At 72.5% G+C, this 14,689-nt stretch carries 15 protein-coding genes and 1 pseudogene; 6 read left to right on the top strand and 10 right to left on the bottom strand.

Annotated features, from left to right (window positions below):
- Positions 1–97 precede the first annotated feature (97 nt).
- Positions 98–283: a hypothetical protein gene (locus DI272_RS20910; protein WP_181387262.1), complete on the top strand. Its 186-nt coding sequence runs from the start codon at positions 98–100 to the stop codon at positions 281–283.
- Positions 284–299: 16 nt separating this feature from the next.
- Here DI272_RS20910 and DI272_RS20905 read toward each other — a convergent pair whose 3' ends face one another.
- Positions 300–1,943: a DNA repair helicase XPB gene (locus DI272_RS20905; protein ID WP_109496839.1), complete on the bottom strand. Its 1,644-nt coding sequence runs from the start codon at positions 1,941–1,943 to the stop codon at positions 300–302.
- Between the two features lie 136 nt (positions 1,944–2,079).
- Here DI272_RS20905 and DI272_RS20900 point away from each other — a divergent pair, with 136 nt between their 5' ends.
- Positions 2,080–2,625: a hypothetical protein gene (locus DI272_RS20900; protein WP_109496838.1), complete on the top strand. Its 546-nt coding sequence runs from the start codon at positions 2,080–2,082 to the stop codon at positions 2,623–2,625.
- A 15-nt stretch (positions 2,626–2,640) separates the two neighbouring features.
- Here DI272_RS20900 and DI272_RS20895 read toward each other — a convergent pair whose 3' ends face one another.
- Positions 2,641–5,169: a helicase C-terminal domain-containing protein gene (locus tag DI272_RS20895; RefSeq protein ID WP_109496837.1), complete on the bottom strand. Its 2,529-nt coding sequence runs from the start codon at positions 5,167–5,169 to the stop codon at positions 2,641–2,643.
- Positions 5,170–5,323: 154 nt separating this feature from the next.
- Here DI272_RS20895 and DI272_RS20890 point away from each other — a divergent pair, with 154 nt between their 5' ends.
- The gene (locus tag DI272_RS20890) at positions 5,324–6,301 is read left to right on the top strand and encodes a hypothetical protein (protein WP_109496836.1); all 978 of its coding nucleotides are present in this window, start codon (positions 5,324–5,326) and stop codon (positions 6,299–6,301) included.
- A gap of 38 nt (positions 6,302–6,339) precedes the next feature.
- The gene (locus DI272_RS20885; protein WP_109496835.1) at positions 6,340–6,975 is read left to right on the top strand and encodes an HAD family hydrolase; all 636 of its coding nucleotides are present in this window, start codon (positions 6,340–6,342) and stop codon (positions 6,973–6,975) included.
- Here the strand turns inward: DI272_RS20885 and DI272_RS20880 are convergent.
- A complete protein-coding gene (locus DI272_RS20880) occupies positions 6,951–7,202 on the bottom strand; it encodes a hypothetical protein (protein WP_109496834.1) in 252 nt (83 codons plus the stop codon). The genes DI272_RS20885 and DI272_RS20880 overlap by 25 nt on opposite strands.
- A 164-nt stretch (positions 7,203–7,366) precedes the next feature.
- Between DI272_RS20880 and DI272_RS46010 the strand changes: the two genes are divergently transcribed.
- The gene (locus tag DI272_RS46010; protein WP_109496833.1) at positions 7,367–7,750 is read left to right on the top strand and encodes a cold-shock protein; all 384 of its coding nucleotides are present in this window, start codon (positions 7,367–7,369) and stop codon (positions 7,748–7,750) included.
- Between the two features lie 64 nt (positions 7,751–7,814).
- On the opposite strand, the gene DI272_RS20870 is transcribed toward DI272_RS46010, so the two are convergent.
- The 4 genes from DI272_RS20870 to DI272_RS20855 all read right to left on the bottom strand — a co-directional run bounded on the left by DI272_RS20870 (position 7,815) and on the right by DI272_RS20855 (position 11,269).
- Positions 7,815–8,654: a 1,4-dihydroxy-6-naphthoate synthase gene (locus tag DI272_RS20870; RefSeq protein ID WP_109496832.1), complete on the bottom strand. Its 840-nt coding sequence runs from the start codon at positions 8,652–8,654 to the stop codon at positions 7,815–7,817.
- Positions 8,651–9,295, bottom strand: a complete 645-nt coding sequence (locus DI272_RS20865) for a futalosine hydrolase (RefSeq protein ID WP_109496831.1) — start codon at positions 9,293–9,295, stop codon at positions 8,651–8,653. Before DI272_RS20865 ends, DI272_RS20870 begins: the two co-directional genes overlap by 4 nt.
- A gap of 10 nt (positions 9,296–9,305) precedes the next feature.
- Complete coding sequence (locus tag DI272_RS20860) at positions 9,306–9,809, bottom strand: hypothetical protein (protein ID WP_109496830.1); 504 nt, start codon at positions 9,807–9,809, stop codon at positions 9,306–9,308.
- A gap of 62 nt (positions 9,810–9,871) precedes the next feature.
- Positions 9,872–11,269: an MFS transporter gene (locus tag DI272_RS20855; RefSeq protein WP_258314616.1), complete on the bottom strand. Its 1,398-nt coding sequence runs from the start codon at positions 11,267–11,269 to the stop codon at positions 9,872–9,874.
- A 304-nt stretch (positions 11,270–11,573) separates the two neighbouring features.
- Here DI272_RS20855 and DI272_RS20850 point away from each other — a divergent pair, with 304 nt between their 5' ends.
- The gene (locus DI272_RS20850) at positions 11,574–12,500 is read left to right on the top strand and encodes a DUF3027 domain-containing protein (protein ID WP_109496828.1); all 927 of its coding nucleotides are present in this window, start codon (positions 11,574–11,576) and stop codon (positions 12,498–12,500) included.
- 10 nt (positions 12,501–12,510) lie between these two features.
- Here the strand turns inward: DI272_RS20850 and DI272_RS20845 are convergent, their stop codons facing one another.
- From DI272_RS20845 to DI272_RS45415, 3 genes and pseudogenes are all read right to left on the bottom strand, one after another.
- Positions 12,511–13,104 carry a Uma2 family endonuclease gene (locus DI272_RS20845; RefSeq protein ID WP_109496827.1) on the bottom strand — a complete coding sequence of 198 codons (594 nt, stop codon included), beginning with the start codon at positions 13,102–13,104 and terminating at the stop codon, positions 12,511–12,513.
- A gap of 52 nt (positions 13,105–13,156) precedes the next feature.
- Positions 13,157–13,864 carry a helix-turn-helix domain-containing protein gene (locus DI272_RS20840; protein WP_109496826.1) on the bottom strand — a complete coding sequence of 236 codons (708 nt, stop codon included), beginning with the start codon at positions 13,862–13,864 and terminating at the stop codon, positions 13,157–13,159.
- Between the two features lie 558 nt (positions 13,865–14,422).
- Positions 14,423–14,689, bottom strand: a pseudogene (locus tag DI272_RS45415) (calcium-binding protein); the annotation flags it as partial.

Here is a 14,689-nt window from a genome sequence, read left to right as displayed (position 1 = left end):
CGGGGGAGGCGCCCGGCCCGGGTTGTACCCAGGTAGCACAGGAAGTGGGGCCCTGGGACCGATGCCCTCCTTATGCCACGAAAGCCACCATGGAGACATGAGTGCAGCGACCCTCACCCCAGCCCCCGGTCGCCCGTCCGGCGCGACCCCCCTGTCCGGAACCCACCCCACCCACCGTCTCGGCAGCGCCCTGCGCGCCCTGAAGACCTTCGCGGGCGCCGCCTTCGACGTCGTCGTACTCGGCGAGTACGGCGAGGAAGCCGGCGTCCGCCGCAAGAAGTGAGCCGTCGGCCCGGCCCTCAGCCCTCCGCGAGCAGCTCGTCGGCGTCCACGATCCGGTAGGCGTACCCCTGCTCCGCCAGGAACCGCTGCCGGTGCGCGGCGAAGTCCTGGTCGATCGTGTCCCGGGCCACCACCGAGTAGAAGTGCGCCTGGTGCCCGTCCGCCTTGGGCCGCAGCACCCGCCCGAGCCGCTGCGCCTCCTCCTGCCGCGACCCGAAGGTGCCCGACACCTGGATGGCGACCGTCGCCTCCGGCAGGTCGATGGAGAAGTTCGCCACCTTCGACACCACCAGGACGCTGATCTCGCCCTCCCGGAAGGCGTCGAAGAGCTTCTCGCGCTGGGCATTGGGCGTCTCGCCCTTGATGACCGGCGCCCCGAGGTGCTCCCCGAGCTCGTCGAGCTGGTCGATGTACTGCCCGATGACCAGGATCTGCTGCCCGGCGAAGCGCCGCACCAGCGCCTCCGTGACCTTCCGCTTCGTCGCGGTGGTCGCACAGAAGCGGTACTTCTCCTCCTGCTCGGCGGTGGCGTACGCGAGCCGCTCGGAGTCGGTCAGATTGACCCGGACCTCGACACAGTCGGCGGGCGCGATGTACCCCTGCGCCTCGATCTCCTTCCAGGGCGCGTCGAACCGCTTGGGCCCGATGAGCGAGAAGACGTCCGACTCCCGCCCGTCCTCCCGCACCAGGGTCGCGGTGAGCCCCAGCCGCCGCCGGGCCTGGAGATCGGCGGTGAACTTGAAGACGGGGGCGGGCAGCAGATGCACCTCGTCGTAGACGATCAGCCCCCAGTCCCGGGAGTCGAACAGCTCCAGGTGCGGATAGACACCCTTACGCCGGGTCGTCAGCACCTGGTAGGTGGCGATGGTGACCGGCCGGATCTCCTTCCGCGTCCCGCTGTACTCGCCGATCTCGTCCTCGGTCAGCGAGGTCCGCTTCACCAGCTCGTGCTTCCACTGCCGGGCGGAGACGGTGTTGGTGACGAGGATGAGGGTGGTCGACTTGGCCTGCGCCATGGACCCGGCCCCGACGAGGGTCTTCCCGGCGCCGCAGGGCAGCACGACCACGCCGCTGCCGCCGTGCCAGAAGTTCTCCACGGCCTGCTTCTGGTACGGCCTGAGCGCCCAGCCGTCCTCGGCCAGCTCGATCGGATGCGCCTCACCGTCCACGTACCCGGCGAGGTCCTCGGCGGGCCACCCCAGCTTCAGCAGCGTCTGCTTGATCTGCCCGCGCTCGGAGGGGTGCACGACGACGGTGTCCGGGTCGATCCGCGCCCCGACCAGCGGCGCGACCTTCTTGGACCGCAGGATCTCCTCCAGCACCGGCCGGTCGGTGGTGGTCAGCACGAGCCCGTGCGCCGGGTGCTTGGAGAGCGTCAGCCGCCCGTACCGGTCCATGGTCTCGGCGACGTCGACGAGCAGCGCGTGCGGCACCGGGTACCGGCTGTACTGCACGAGCGCGTCGACGACCTGCTCGGCGTCATGCCCGGCCGCCCGCGCGTTCCACAGCCCCAGCGGGGTGACCCGGTAGGTGTGGATGTGCTCCGGCGCCCGCTCCAGCTCCGCGAACGGCGCGATGGCCCGACGGCACTCGTCGGCCTGCTCGTGGTCGACCTCCAGGAGCAGGGTCTTGTCCGACTGGACGATCAGCGGTCCGTTCACGTACGCACTTCCCTTCCGCACGGGCCAAACGTCCAGTGTGCCGCATACCGGCGGCAACCGATCCTGGCGCCTGTGCAACCCCGGGCCCGGCTCGGCTGTCTAGCGGGGCGGGGACCGGCGGAGTGAGGAGCACGCGGTGTCGGTGGGCAGGTGGGGGTTCGGGGTCGGGGCCACGGCGGTGCTGGTGGCCACGGGGGCGTGGGTGGTGTGGCCGCAGGACATCGACACCGACCTGTGGCACGAGATACGTCCCGCGATCGAGGCGCGGCTGGCGGCCGACGCGCACGGCACCGGGTACGGGGAGGCCGACCCGGAGCTCGGCGCGCGGTGGTTCTGCCGGGCGGAGGCGCTGGAGCTCGACGAGCGCGGGGGAGTCGTACGGGCGGGCGTCGACACGTTCTGCATGGAGTACGGGGTGCAGGCCCACTCCCTCGTCGAGTGCTCGGGCGTCCACGTCCCCCAGGTGCTGCGGCTGGAGCGGGACGCGGACGCGGCGGGCGGCTACCGCGTCCTGTCCCAGGAGGAACCGCCCGAAGGGGCGGGCTACGTGGAGTGGACCCACGCCCACTTCGGCCACTTCGCCCGCGCCGAACTCGACGGCACCCTCTCGGCCACCCCCCTGGAAGCCGCCGCCCGCACCCACTTCGGCCTGGCCGCGGACGCCCCCGTGAGCGACTGCTAGGGCCGGACCAGGGCCTCAGTCGTCGGCGAGCTCCGCCACCCCGGTGATCCGGTGCAGCGGGTACGTCCGCACCTCGTCCGCCGTGTGGTCGTACGCCGTCACGAAGCCGCCCTCGACGCGGACCGGGGCGATGACGCGCTGGCTGGCGGCGCCCTCGGCGTTGACGTAGCCGATCCACAGGGCCTCGCCGGTGAGGACGGCGGCCTGCATGGTGGCGAGGGTCTCGGCGGAGCTGGTGCGGGGGAGTTCACCGGCCGGGCCCGCCGAGGGGGCCTGCTTGCGCGGGGTCGTGGAGGCCAGGTCGCCGGCCCGGATCGCGCGGATCGCCGCCGTCAGCAGGGTCGCGTCCGGCACCGGCGGGCCGTCCGGGACCGGCTCGGGGGCCGTGCGCGGCGGGGTGCGGTGGGCGTGGGCGCGGGCGATCAGGACGTCGCCCTCGGCGGACTCGGCGGCCGGCGCGAAGCCCATCGAGCGCAGCCCGTCCAGCAGGGCGGCCGGGTCGGCCTGCGCGGCCAGGACCGTGGGCGCCAGGCGCCGCAGTCCCAGGCTCGCGGCCCGCTTGTCGGCGAGGATCTCGTTCAGCACGGCGTCGTCGTCGCAGCGGACGTACGCGGAGGCCGCCCCGACCCGCAGATGCCCGTGCTTGCGGGCCACGTCGTCGATCAGGTAGGCGAGCGGCTGCGGCACCGGCGTCCGGGAGTGCGCGGTCAGGAAGGCGTGCAGGTCGGAGGCGGACTGCCCGGCGTCCAGTGCCCGCCGTACCGAGCCCGGCGTGAACCGGTAGACGGTCGCCCCGCCCTTGGACTCCACGTCCGCGAGCACCCCCAGCATGTCGGCGAGCGGGCGCTGCAACGGCCCCGGCGCCACCGCCGTCAGGTCGGCCTGGAGCAGCACATGGTCGAGCGGCTCGGGCAGCAGCGGCGCCAGCAGCCGTCCGGCGGCCGCGGCGGCGACGGCCTGCTCGGCGGCGGAGAGGGGTTCCGGGTGGGGCACCGGTACGGGGTGATGGTGCACGGGGAGCTTGTCGCCGGGGCCCGTCGGCTCCTCCTGCGCGGTCCGGCCGGGGCCGGGGGCCGCGGCTGACCCCAGCAGCGCCCGCCCGTGCGCCGCCAGCGCGCCGCGCCCGGTGACGCCGAGCAGCTCGGCCTCCTCCAGCGTCCACCGGGCGAGCCGGGAGCGCAGGTCGTCCTCGCGGCGCTGCGGCCGTTCCCAGCGCAGCCGCGCCAGTACCGACTCCGCCACCGGCGCCGCCCCCTCCGGCAGTCCCGCCAGCAGGGTCAGCACCCGGTGCCGCACCTCCGACGCGGCGCTGCGGTCGAGCCCGGGGCCGAGGGCCGACAGCGCCCGCTCCTTGGCGTCCCGGCCGCCGACCAGGCCCGCCGTCCGGGTCGCAGCCAGCCACGCCTCCGCGAGCCGGACCCAGCGTTCGGCGGGGGGCCGTTCCAGCCACTCGTCGTAGGCCGGGGTCGCCGCGTACCGCTCGTCGGCCTCGCCGTCGGAGGCCAGCAGGCCGGCGGCGTAGGCCAGTTCGATCCAGAACGCGGCGGCGGGCTCGGGCACGTCGAGGGCGACCGCGGTCCGCTTCAGGTCCCGCACGCTCAGCCCGCCGGCCCGCAGCACCGCGGGCCCGCCCTCGTCCCAGTCCTTCAGCAGCTCCTCGACGGTCGCCAGCGCGGTGTACGCCTGCCCGGCCGCCGTGGCGTCCACAACCTGTGGACGGTAGGAGGCCGCCGCCTCGACGACCGGCGGCACCGGCTCGGTCTCCCGGTGCGCGAGCCCGCCGCGCAGATGCAGCGCGACCTCACGCGGCAGCACGACCGTTCCCGGCGAGGTCGGCAGCAGCAGCCCGAGGTCCAGCAGCCGCCGCAGCCGGGGTGCCGGATCGGCCGTGACCTGCCCGTACGGCGGCCCCCACACCAGCCGCCGCAGCACGTCCAGGGACTCCTCCGGCAGAGCGGCGAGCAGCTTCGTCATCCGCTTGCGGTCGGTGAACAGCCCGGTCAGCGCGGCCACCGCCGACACGGAGTCGTGCGTGGACGGCAGCCCGGCCGCCGTCACGATCTCCTGGATCCGCCCCGGCGACATCCCCGCGGATGCCTCCTGCACGGTCGGCCCGAGCCCCGTCGGCGACGGATGCTGCGGCGAGGGCGCGAGCAGCTCCCGCGCGGTGCGCACCAGCCTGAGCCGCGCGTCCTCGCCCCACACCAGTGCCTGCTCGCGCAGCGTGCCCAGCGCCCGGGGCAGCGCGGCGGCGACGGCGCGGTCGCCGGCGTCCCCGGCCAGCAGCCCGAGCAGTTCCGCGTACGAGGCCGGGTCCCCGGCCACGGCCAGCGCCTCCGCGGTCTGCAGCGCGAAGCGGTCGAGCCGCTCCAGGGCACGGACGACGGACGCCCGCGTCCCGGCACGGGTGGCCAGCTGGGTGAGGTCGGTGGGGACGGGGGTGATGAGGTCGGGGCGGGCCCGCAGCAGCGCGGCCAGGGAGACGTCGTCCCTGGCCCGGAGGGCTTCGGCGAGGGAGCGGGGCGGGGTGGCCGGGGTGCTCATCCGACCCACGGTAGCGGGTGGGTACGACGGCGAGGTGCGGCTCGGTGAGTCGCAACCCGCCCCGGCGGCACGACAGTCCGTGGCTAGGTCGGCCGCCCCGCGCGCGATACCGTCACCCACGGAGCATCAACCCGCCGCCCCCCGGAGGGACTTCGTGGGCATCGAGAGCGATCAGGTCGTCTACGAGTATCTGAGCCGTGTCGGCGACATGGCGCAGCAGCGGCAGTTGCCGTCCGGCACCCGCATGCGGCTGGTCTCCGAACTGCGCAACGAGATCGACCGCCGCCGCGCCAAGGCGCCCGTGGACAGCCCCGCGGCGGTGCGCCGCATCATCGACCGCCTTGGCAGTCCCGACGAGGTCGTCACCGCGGCCGGCGGCGCCCCGCAGGCCGTGACGGTGCCCGCGCCCACCCCTACCGCCGTGCCCGTGCAGCGCGACCGGGACGTGGAGGAGCGGCGCCCCAGGGGGCTGCGCCGGATCATCCCCAAGCCCCGCCCCGCCGGGGCCCCGGAGGCACCGGACGGGACCCCGGCCCCGCCGCACCTGGCCGGCGCGGCCGAGCTCGGGGACGGCGAGCTCCAGCCGGACTGGTGGCGGGTGGACGACTCCCCGTTCGGCCCCGGCGAGGGCGTCCCCGGTTTCGTCGGCGGGGTGGAGATCCCCGAACTGCTCAAGCCCCCGCCGCCGAAGGAGGCCCCGAGCGCGCCGCGGCCCCCGGCCGAGAAGGCGGCGCAGCCGGAGGAGGCGGAGGAGGCCGCTCCGCGCAGGCGGCGGCTGCTTTCCCTCCCCAAGGGCAAGTGGGCCAACCCCCTGCTGCTGCTCGCCGCCGGTTGCCTGGTCGTGGGCGCGGTGATCGGCAACCTCGTCGTGCTGCTGGTCGGCTGGCTGATCGCCTACGCCTCGCGCCGGCTGACCGACGCGGAGACGAAGTGGGCGGTGATGTTCCTGCCCGGCCTCTCCCTCGCCGCGGGTGTCGTCTGGCTGTGGGGCCGGACCGAGGGCCGCTGGGGCGACCCCATCGCCGAGGGGCACATGAACGACGCGGTCGCCGACACCTGGCCGTGGGTGGTGCGGGGCGCGGCGGTGGCTTCGGCGCTGTTCCTGGTGTGGCGGTCGCAGCGGCAGAAATAGCGGGGAGCCGACCGCCGCGACTGGGCACAATGGTCCATATGGCATCTACACGCGTCTCCGCCCCGACCGTCGGCTTCGACCTCGACATGACCCTCATCGACTCCCGGCCGGGCATCCACGCCTGCTACGTGGCGCTCGCCGAGCGGACGGGGACGTACATCGACGCCGACCTCGCGGTGACGCGGCTCGGGCCGCCGCTGACGGAGGAGATGGCCCACTGGTTCCCCGCGGAGCAGGTTCCGGCCGTCGCCGATCTCTACCGCGAGCTCTACCCGGCGTACGCCATCGCCGGCACCCTCGCGATGCCGGGCGCCCGGGAGGCGATCACGGCCGTGCGGGCGGCGGGCGGCCGGGCCGTCGTCGTGACCGCCAAGTGGGAGCCCAACGCCAAGCTGCACATGGAGCACCTGGGCATGGCGCCCGACGCGGTCATCGGCAACCTGTGGGCCGAGCAGAAGGCGGTGGCCCTGCGCGAGCACGGGGCGAGCGTGTACGTCGGTGACCACGTCGGGGACGTGCGCGGAGCCCGTACCGCCGAGGCGCTGTCGGTGGCGGTGCCGACGGGCCCGTGCAGCGCGGCGGAGCTGACCGCGGCCGGTGCGGACGTGGTCCTGGCCGACCTCACGGAGTTCCCGGAGTGGCTGGCCGGTTACCTCTCGGCCGCCCGCGCCTGACGCCGCCCCGCCGCGACCGACTGGAGCACGCCCGCCCCGGCGATCAGGAAGCCGACGCCCATGAGCATGCTCAGTCCGAACATGTACGTCGGAAAGGGCGTCGTACCGAAAAACAGCGGGGCCACGGTGACGAGTGTGGCCACCGCGCCGACGAAGAACACGATGGCACCGGCACGGATCAGTCGGTCACCGGGCGCGGCGGAATTCGTTTGGGTTTTGTCACGCACCGGACCAGGGTAGTTCCCTGCCCGAAGGAACAACCGGGCGACGTCTTGTCACCGGCCTGAAGACCATTAGCCTTGGTACCGGCGGGTCCCGACGACCCGCCCCAGTGCTATCAAGAGCCGTTTCAGAAGCAGTTTTCCGACGAGTACGAGGACGAGGAACAGACGTGCCTACCGGCAAGGTCAAGTGGTTCAACAGCGAGAAGGGCTTCGGCTTCCTCTCCCGCGACGACGGCGGTGACGTCTTCGTCCATTCCTCGGTCCTCCCCGCCGGAGTCGAGACACTGAAGCCGGGCCAGCGAGTGGAGTTCGGAGTGGTCGCCGGACAACGCGGTGACCAGGCCCTTTCGGTCGTCGTCCTCGATCCGACCCCGTCGGTCGCGGCGGCCACCCGGAAGAAGCCGGACGAACTGGCCTCCATCGTCCAGGATTTGACGACCCTCCTGGAGAACATCACGCCGATGCTGGAAAGGGGCCGTTACCCCGACAAGGCCGCCGGCAAGAAGATCGCCGGTCTGCTGCGGGCGGTCGCCGACCAGCTCGACGTTTAGGACGTTCGGGAACCGGGCGTTCGGGAACCGGGCGTTCGGGAACCTGTAGAGAACTCCTGGATTTCTAGGGGAATTCCAGCGCGCCCGGGCCGAGGGGCGGCACCAGTCCCTCGGCCGCCGCGCGGGTCAGCAGGCCCCTGACCGCGGCGTAGCCGTCCGCGCCGAGATCCGCCGTGAACTCGTTGACGTACAGCCCGATGTGCTGGTCGGCGACGGCCGGGTCCATCTCCTGGGCGTGCTCCATGACGTACGGACGGGACACCTCGGGCTCGTCCCAGGCGGCCCGCACGGAGGCACGGATGGAGTCGGCGAGCCGCGTCAGCGTCTCCGCCCCCAGCGACCGCTTGGCGATGATCGCGCCCAGCGGAATGGGCAGCCCGGTGGTGTCCTCCCAGTGCTCGCCCATGTCGGCGAGCTTGTGCAGCCCGTAGTTCTGGTACGTGAAGCGCGCCTCGTGGATGACGAGTCCGGCGTCGACCTTCCCGTCCCGCACGGCCGGCATGATCTCGTGGAACGGCATGACGACGATCTCGCCGACCCCGCCCGGGACGACGTCCGCCGCCCACAGCCGGAACAGCAGATACGCCGTCGACCGCTCGCTGGGCACGGCGACGGTCCGGCCCGTGAGGTCGGCCCCCGCCTCCCGGGTCAGCACCAGCGGCCCGCAGCCCCGCCCCAGCGCACCCCCGCAGGGCAGCAGCGCATACGTGTCGAGGACGTACGGCAGCACGGCGTACGACACTTTCAGGACATCCAGCTCACCGCGCTCGGCCATGCCGTTGGTGAGGTCGATGTCCGCGAAGGTGACGTCGAGCTCGGGCGCGTCCGCGACCCGGCCGTGCGCCAGGGCGTCGAAGACGAAGGTGTCGTTGGGGCAGGGGGAGTAAGCGATGTCGAGCCTCATGCCGGCTTCCAGCCTTCCAGAACGGGTGCGAGCTTCCCGAAGCCCTCGGTCAGGGCCGCCAGCGCCTCACCGATCCGCCAGGCGGCACGGTCACGCGGGCCGACGGGATTGGAGACGGCCCGGACCTCCAGCACGGGCACCCCGTGCAGCGCGGCGGCCTCGGCGACCCCGAAGCCCTCCATTGCCTCGGCGAGCGCGGTGGGGTGACGGCCCTTCAGGAGGGCGGCGCGGGCGGCGGTGCCGGTCACGGTCGAGACGGTGAGCACCGCTCCGGCGCGGGCGCCGGTGGCGCCGACGGCATCTCGTACGAGTGTTTCCGGCGGACGGTGGGTGACGGTCCCGAAGCCGAGCTCGGTGACCGGCAGGAACCCGTCGGCCGTCTCGGCGCCCAGATCGGCCGCGGTGATCTCGTCGGCGACGACGAGCGAGCCCACGGGCGCGTCCGGCTGGAACCCGCCGGCGATCCCCGCGGAGACGACGAGGCCGTACGGGGCCGCGGCGAGGGCCGTGGCCGTGGCCGCGGCGGCGAGGGCGGGGCCCACCCCGGCGGCGATCACCTCCGCCTCGACGCCCGTCCCCGACAACGCGCGAGCCACCGCGTCCCGTTCGACCGGGACCGCGGTGGCTACGAGGATGCGCATCGGCGGAGCGTCACGCGTCGGCGTTGACGAGCTTGAAGTTCCAGACGCCGTTGAACTCCTTGCTGGTGCCCGCGGCCCCGGGCTTGTCCTGCTCGACGATGCTGATGTACAGCGTCTTCGGCGCGGCCTGGCCCTGCTGGTCGGCGAAGAGGTCGACGCCCTGGAAGGAGTAGTACGTCTTCTTGTAGACCGTCGTGACCTGCTGGCCGTTGATCCACAGCGCCCAGCCGGTGTCCGCGATCTCCGGGTCGACGCCGATGCGGAGGGTCTCGCTCTGGGCGACGTCGATCGAGTCGGACGCCTTCTTCAGGGCGCACTTGGTGGCCTTCTGCTGGCCGAGGTTGTCTCCGTCCTCGTAGCAGGTGGCCTCGGCGCTGATGGAGTTCTTGCCGACCGTCACGGTCGCGCGCGGCGTCGGCTTGTCACAGGCCGACAGGACGAGCAGTCCGGCGGAAACGGCGCCGGCGACAGCGACGGCGCGGCGGCGTCGCACAGCGGCTTGCATCGTGGTCATGGCCGAAGGCTATCGGGCAGGTGCAGCAGTCTCTTTATGCGGGGTACGGCGTGCCCTGTTCGTTACGCCACGCGCGTGCGCGGAGCGCCCCCGTGGCGGGCCGACCCGAGGAGCCCCTTCACCGTCGTCAGCCACCCCACGGCGATGACCGCGGCGGCCACCGCCAGGCCCAGCGTGCCGTTGAGGGGCATCACGATGCCGACCGCGCCGCCGAACACCCAGGACATCTGGAGCATCGTCTCCGAGCGGGCGAACGCCGAGGTGCGCACTTGTTCGGGCACGTCCCGCTGGATCAGCGCGTCCAGGGACAGCTTGGCGAGGGCCAGGGAGAACCCGGCGATCGCGGTGAGCACGGCGACGAGGAACGCGCCGAAGAAGATAGCCGCCGTGACCGCCGTGCCCAGCACGACCGCGAGCACCGTCACGATGATGATCTCCGGCGCGCGGGAGCGCAGGCCGGCGCCGACCGCCGTGCCGAGCGCGTTGCCCGCACCGGCCGAGACGGCCACGATCCCCAGCGAGACGGCCGCGCTCTCCCCGGTCAGCGGGTGCTCGCGCAGCAGGAAGGCGAGGAAGAAGGTCAGGAAGCCCGACAGCCAGCGCAGGGCGGCGTTGGCGCCGAGGGCGTGGGTGACGGCGATGCCGACGGTCCGCAGCCCCGGGCGCTTGACCGGCCGGAGGTGCGGGCCGTGCAGGTGCTCCTCGTCGGCGGCGAGCAGCGCCACGTCCTCGCCCTTGGCGGAGTCGACCTTCGGCGGCAGCGTGAAGGACAGGAAGGTGCCCGCGATGAAGATCACAAAGGCGCCGTAGAGCGGCCAGCGGGGCCCTATCGCCTGGAGCCCGGCGCCGACCGGCGCGGCGACACCGGTGGCCAGGAGCCCGCCGAGCGTGACCCGCGAGTTGGCCTTGACCAGGGAGAACCGGGGCGGCAGCAGCCGGGGCACGACGGCGCTTCGCACCACCCCGTACGCCTTGGAGGCGACGAGCACGCCGAGCGCCGCCGGGTACATCTCCAGGCTGCCGGAGGCGACGGCCCCGGACAGCACCAGGGCCAGGAGCGCCCGGGCGAGCATGGCGCCGGCCATCGCGGCGCGGCGGCCGTGCGGCAGGCGGTCGAGAAGGGGGCCGATGACGGGGGCGAGGACGGTGAAGGGCGCCATCGTGATGGCGAGGTAGAGGGCGACCCGGCCGCGGGCCTCGTCGGTGGGGACGGAGAAGAAGACGGTGGAGGCGAGCGCGACGGTGATCATCACATCGCCCGCGCCGTTGACGCCGTGCAGCTCGATCAGTTTGCCGAGGCCGGACTCGCCGGCGCCGTGCGCGTGCGTGGCCTTGCGGATACCGCGGGCGGGACCGGACACCGGGAAGTGCAGGGCACGCCCGACGGAACGCAGGGAACCCCGCGTTCTGCCGGTGCCCTTGATCCCGGTGGCCCCTTGGGGCGTCTTAGCGGCTGCCACGACGTTCATAGTGCCCCGACTGAGGCCCTCGTAGTGCGGTTACCGCGCGTATGTCCGTGCTTTCGTGAGGTGCTTTCCCGGTGTGCCGAGTCGGACGGGTGGGGGTAAACGTCCCGTCGGTGTAGGCCGGACGCACGCGAGCAGGTAGCGTGCGTATCTCAGCCATCCCGCAGAATGGATGGACAGGTGCGCCCGAGTGCGAGCGGGCGCGGACGTCGACGCGGCCCCCTGGTCCGCTCCGTCCGCCCCACCGCGCTTTCAGGCAGGCGCACCAGAGAGACGGCGTAGGAGAGAAGCGATACCTGTGAGCGCAGCGACCACGCGAAGCCGCACCCCCGACCGCCTGTGCGCCGAGGCCGTCGACCTCGCCCGCACCGCAGCCGAGGAGGCGGCGGCTCCCGGCGTGGTCGGGGAGCACGCGGGCATGGTCTCCGAGGGCGACCGCGTCGTGACGCACTTCTTCGAGTGCAAGGAACTCGGCTACCGGGGCTGGCGCTGGGCGGTCACGGTGGCGCGGGCGTCACGCGCGAAGATCGTCACCCTCGACGAGGTGGTCCTGCTCCCCGGTCCGGACGCGCTCCTCGCCCCCGAGTGGGTCCCGTGGAGCGAGCGCCTGCGCCCCGGTGACATGGGCCCGGGCGACCTGCTCCCGACCGACGCCGACGACCTCCGCCTGGAGCCCGGCTACTCGGGCGAGGACGAGCCGGTCCCGAGCTCGGCGGTCTCCGAGGAGATGGCGGAGCTGGTGGAGGCGGAGGACGCGGAGATGACCGCGGGCACCCCGTCGAACCTCCCGATGGCCCCGTCGCGCGGCACGATCGCCGCGGTCGCGGAGGAACTGGGCCTGCGCCGCGCCCGGGTCCTGTCCCGCTACGGCCTGCACAGCGCCGCGGACCGCTGGGAGGAGGCGTTCGGCTCCAAGACCCCCATGGCCCAGGCGGCCCCCGCGACCTGCGTCAGCTGCGGCTTCCTGACCCCCATCGGCGGCTCCCTCGGCCAGGCCTTCGGCGTCTGCGCCAACGAGTTCGCACCCGCGGACGGCAGGGTGGTGTCCCTCGCCTACGGCTGCGGCGGCCACTCGGAGGCGGCGGTCATGCCGAAGCCGCCCCGCCCGGCGCCCCCGGTGATCGACGAGACGAAGGTGGACACGTTCCCGCTCCGCCCGGCGCCCGACTCGGGCTCGGTACCGGACGTCTCCGACGAGGCGTCGGCGGACCTGGGCCACTCGTAGGGAGGTCGGTTCAGCTCTCGTAGCGGGGCAGGCCCTCGGTCGGGATCGTCCAGTCGCCGATGGTGACGTCCTCGCCGTAGACGAAGTCCTTGCGGGTCGCGTAGCGCGGGCCGTCGGGGGTGGAGTGGATGTCGGTGAGGACGGCGCCCTCGCCCGTACGAGGGTCGAAGATCACGTAGATGGGGACGCCCATGAGGGGGTAGTCGCGCATCTTGGTGACCCAGTCGTTGTTCGGGTTGGACTTGGAGACCACTTCGATGGCGGCGATGAGCGTGTGAGGGTCGATCGAACCCTGGACGTTCAGGTCGGCCCATGCGAGCACCATCACGTCGGGATGGCGCATGATGCCCTCGGGCTCGTCCTCGACGTCAGGTGCGCCGGTGTGGGCCAGCAGCTCGTCCGGCATGATCTTTTCCAGGCGGCGGCTGATGTGGGCAGCCGTGACCTCGTGAGGCCCTCCCGGCGACATCATGTCGTGGACGATCCCTTCCTTGGTGATCTCGAACTTCCCGGGCAGCGTGTCGTCCACGGACTGTAGGAAGTTCCGCATGGCCCGGTACAGGTGGGAAGCGCCCTGCCGCGCGTGGTCCGGGGCGATGGTCATGGCGCTCGCTCCTCGTCGTCTGTGCCCAGGGGCAAGGATCGTCGCTCTCATGCTAAGTGGCTTCCGGGAGATCGGTTCGGCAGCCGCGGCAGCGGCCTGGGGCGGGGGCGCGGAACGGGTGGTGGCAGCCGGGGCACTCCTGCCATGGGTGCGGGCCGGCCGGTTTCGGTGCGGGGGCGCGGTACGGCGGTGGCAGGGGCGGTAGCTGGGCCGCCAGGCGGTGCGCCAGGAGAGCCGCGGGGCGGTGCAGGGGCTCGGGTGGGAGGTCCCGGGTCAGGGCTTCCCGTACGAGCGTGGCGGGGACCTCACGCTCCAGCCAGGCGGCGACTCCCGGGGCCAGGTGGGGCTTTTTCGGCGGGGCGGGCTCGGTGTGGGTGCGGTCGCGTCGGGCACCGGGCTGGTTGCAGGAGATCGTGCGGCTGATGACCCGGCCGCCGGAGACGCGTTCCACCTCGCGGCGCAGATAGCCGTGGGTCTTCAACTCCCGCATCGCGCCGGCGATCCGGGTCGACCCCTCCTTGAAGCGGGCCGTGAGGCTCTTGATGCACACCTGCGCGCCCTTGGGCAGCGACTGGATGTGGGTGGCGAGTCCGATCGCGACCAGTGACAGGTCCGGGTGCTGGGCGAGGGGGTTGCCGATCACGGTGAAGCGGGCGGTGTGGCGGGTGTTCTCGTGGATGAGACCGCCGGAATGGGGGTGATTTTTGCCCGTGGTACGGGACTGGGCGCGGGAGGGCGCGCTAGGGTTTCGGGTGTCCATCGGGAAGGTCTCTTCTTCCTTGGTGGTCAGGCCCTCGCATCGGGATGCCAGTCCCGGCGAGGGCCGTTGCATGTCTGCGGTTGTGTTGCCCTGTGCTGCTGCGGCGAGCGTAGAGCAAGCAACCGGCCCGAAATCCAGCCCAGTTGGTGATGTTCACCCGAGCGGGTGAGCGGCTGCCGCGGGCGGGAGGGGTGGGGCTTGGTGGGGTCCTTTCACCGTCGTGGTCCTTCGGAAAGGGCGCCCCTTTCACCGCAGCGCGGGAAACCGGGTTCCGGTACGAGCGGGGGAAGTTATGTGACCTTTGTGGGCTTTGAGGCGATCAAGTGTTCCGATGGAGTCGGGCTGCTTGGTCGTTTTGCCCACGTCGTGATGGATGGCTGGATGCTGGTCTTCGAGCCAACGGGCCTTCCCGGAAGGCGTGTTGAATTCTTCGATGCGCGGGTTGGGCAGTGCAGAAGCTTTCGCATGGATCCTCGCCCTCGACGGTCAAGAGCGATAACGCGAACGCCGGTCCCAGATGGCATCTGGGACCGGCGTACGGATGGTGCTTGGTGGGGCTTACTGCACGTCGACGAAGTCACCCGCGGCGTTGACGGCCGGGGTGGTCGTGGTGCCCGCGAAGGCGTAGCGGAAGTAGCCGTCGGTGGCGGCGGTGACGGTGGTCTTGAGGTTGCCCGTCGAGTTGGTCTTGATCGTCTTCACCGTGGTGTAGGTGGTGGAGCCCTTCTTGCGGAACTGCAGCTTCACCGGCTGGTTGGTGTACCCGTGGTACTGGTTGTCCTCCCAGTTGGCGCGGGAGAGCTTGCCGGTGACGGTGATGGTCTT

Source organism: Streptomyces sp. Act143 (assembly GCF_003143935.1).
Classification (GTDB): Bacteria; Actinomycetota; Actinomycetes; order Streptomycetales; family Streptomycetaceae; genus Streptomyces.
The sequence above is the reverse complement of the archived record's forward strand: the minus strand, read 5'-3'. Positions and strand labels throughout refer to the sequence as shown.

Bases quoted from the DNA above. Each gene is read 5' to 3' on its own strand.
- DI272_RS20870 (WP_109496832.1), bottom strand. From the start codon at position 8,654: ATGAGGCTCGACATCGCTTACTCCCCCTGCCCCAACGACACCTTCGTC.
- DI272_RS20865 (WP_109496831.1), bottom strand. From the start codon at position 9,295: ATGCGCATCCTCGTAGCCACCGCGGTCCCGGTCGAACGGGACGCGGTG.
- DI272_RS20885 (WP_109496835.1), top strand. From the start codon at position 6,340: ATGGCATCTACACGCGTCTCCGCCCCGACCGTCGGCTTCGACCTCGAC.
- DI272_RS20860 (WP_109496830.1), bottom strand. From the start codon at position 9,809: ATGACCACGATGCAAGCCGCTGTGCGACGCCGCCGCGCCGTCGCTGTC.
- DI272_RS20840 (WP_109496826.1), bottom strand. From the start codon at position 13,864: ATGGACACCCGAAACCCTAGCGCGCCCTCCCGCGCCCAGTCCCGTACC.
- DI272_RS20910 (WP_181387262.1), top strand. From the start codon at position 98: ATGAGTGCAGCGACCCTCACCCCAGCCCCCGGTCGCCCGTCCGGCGCG.
- DI272_RS20895 (WP_109496837.1), bottom strand. From the start codon at position 5,169: ATGAGCACCCCGGCCACCCCGCCCCGCTCCCTCGCCGAAGCCCTCCGG.
- DI272_RS20845 (WP_109496827.1), bottom strand. From the start codon at position 13,104: ATGACCATCGCCCCGGACCACGCGCGGCAGGGCGCTTCCCACCTGTAC.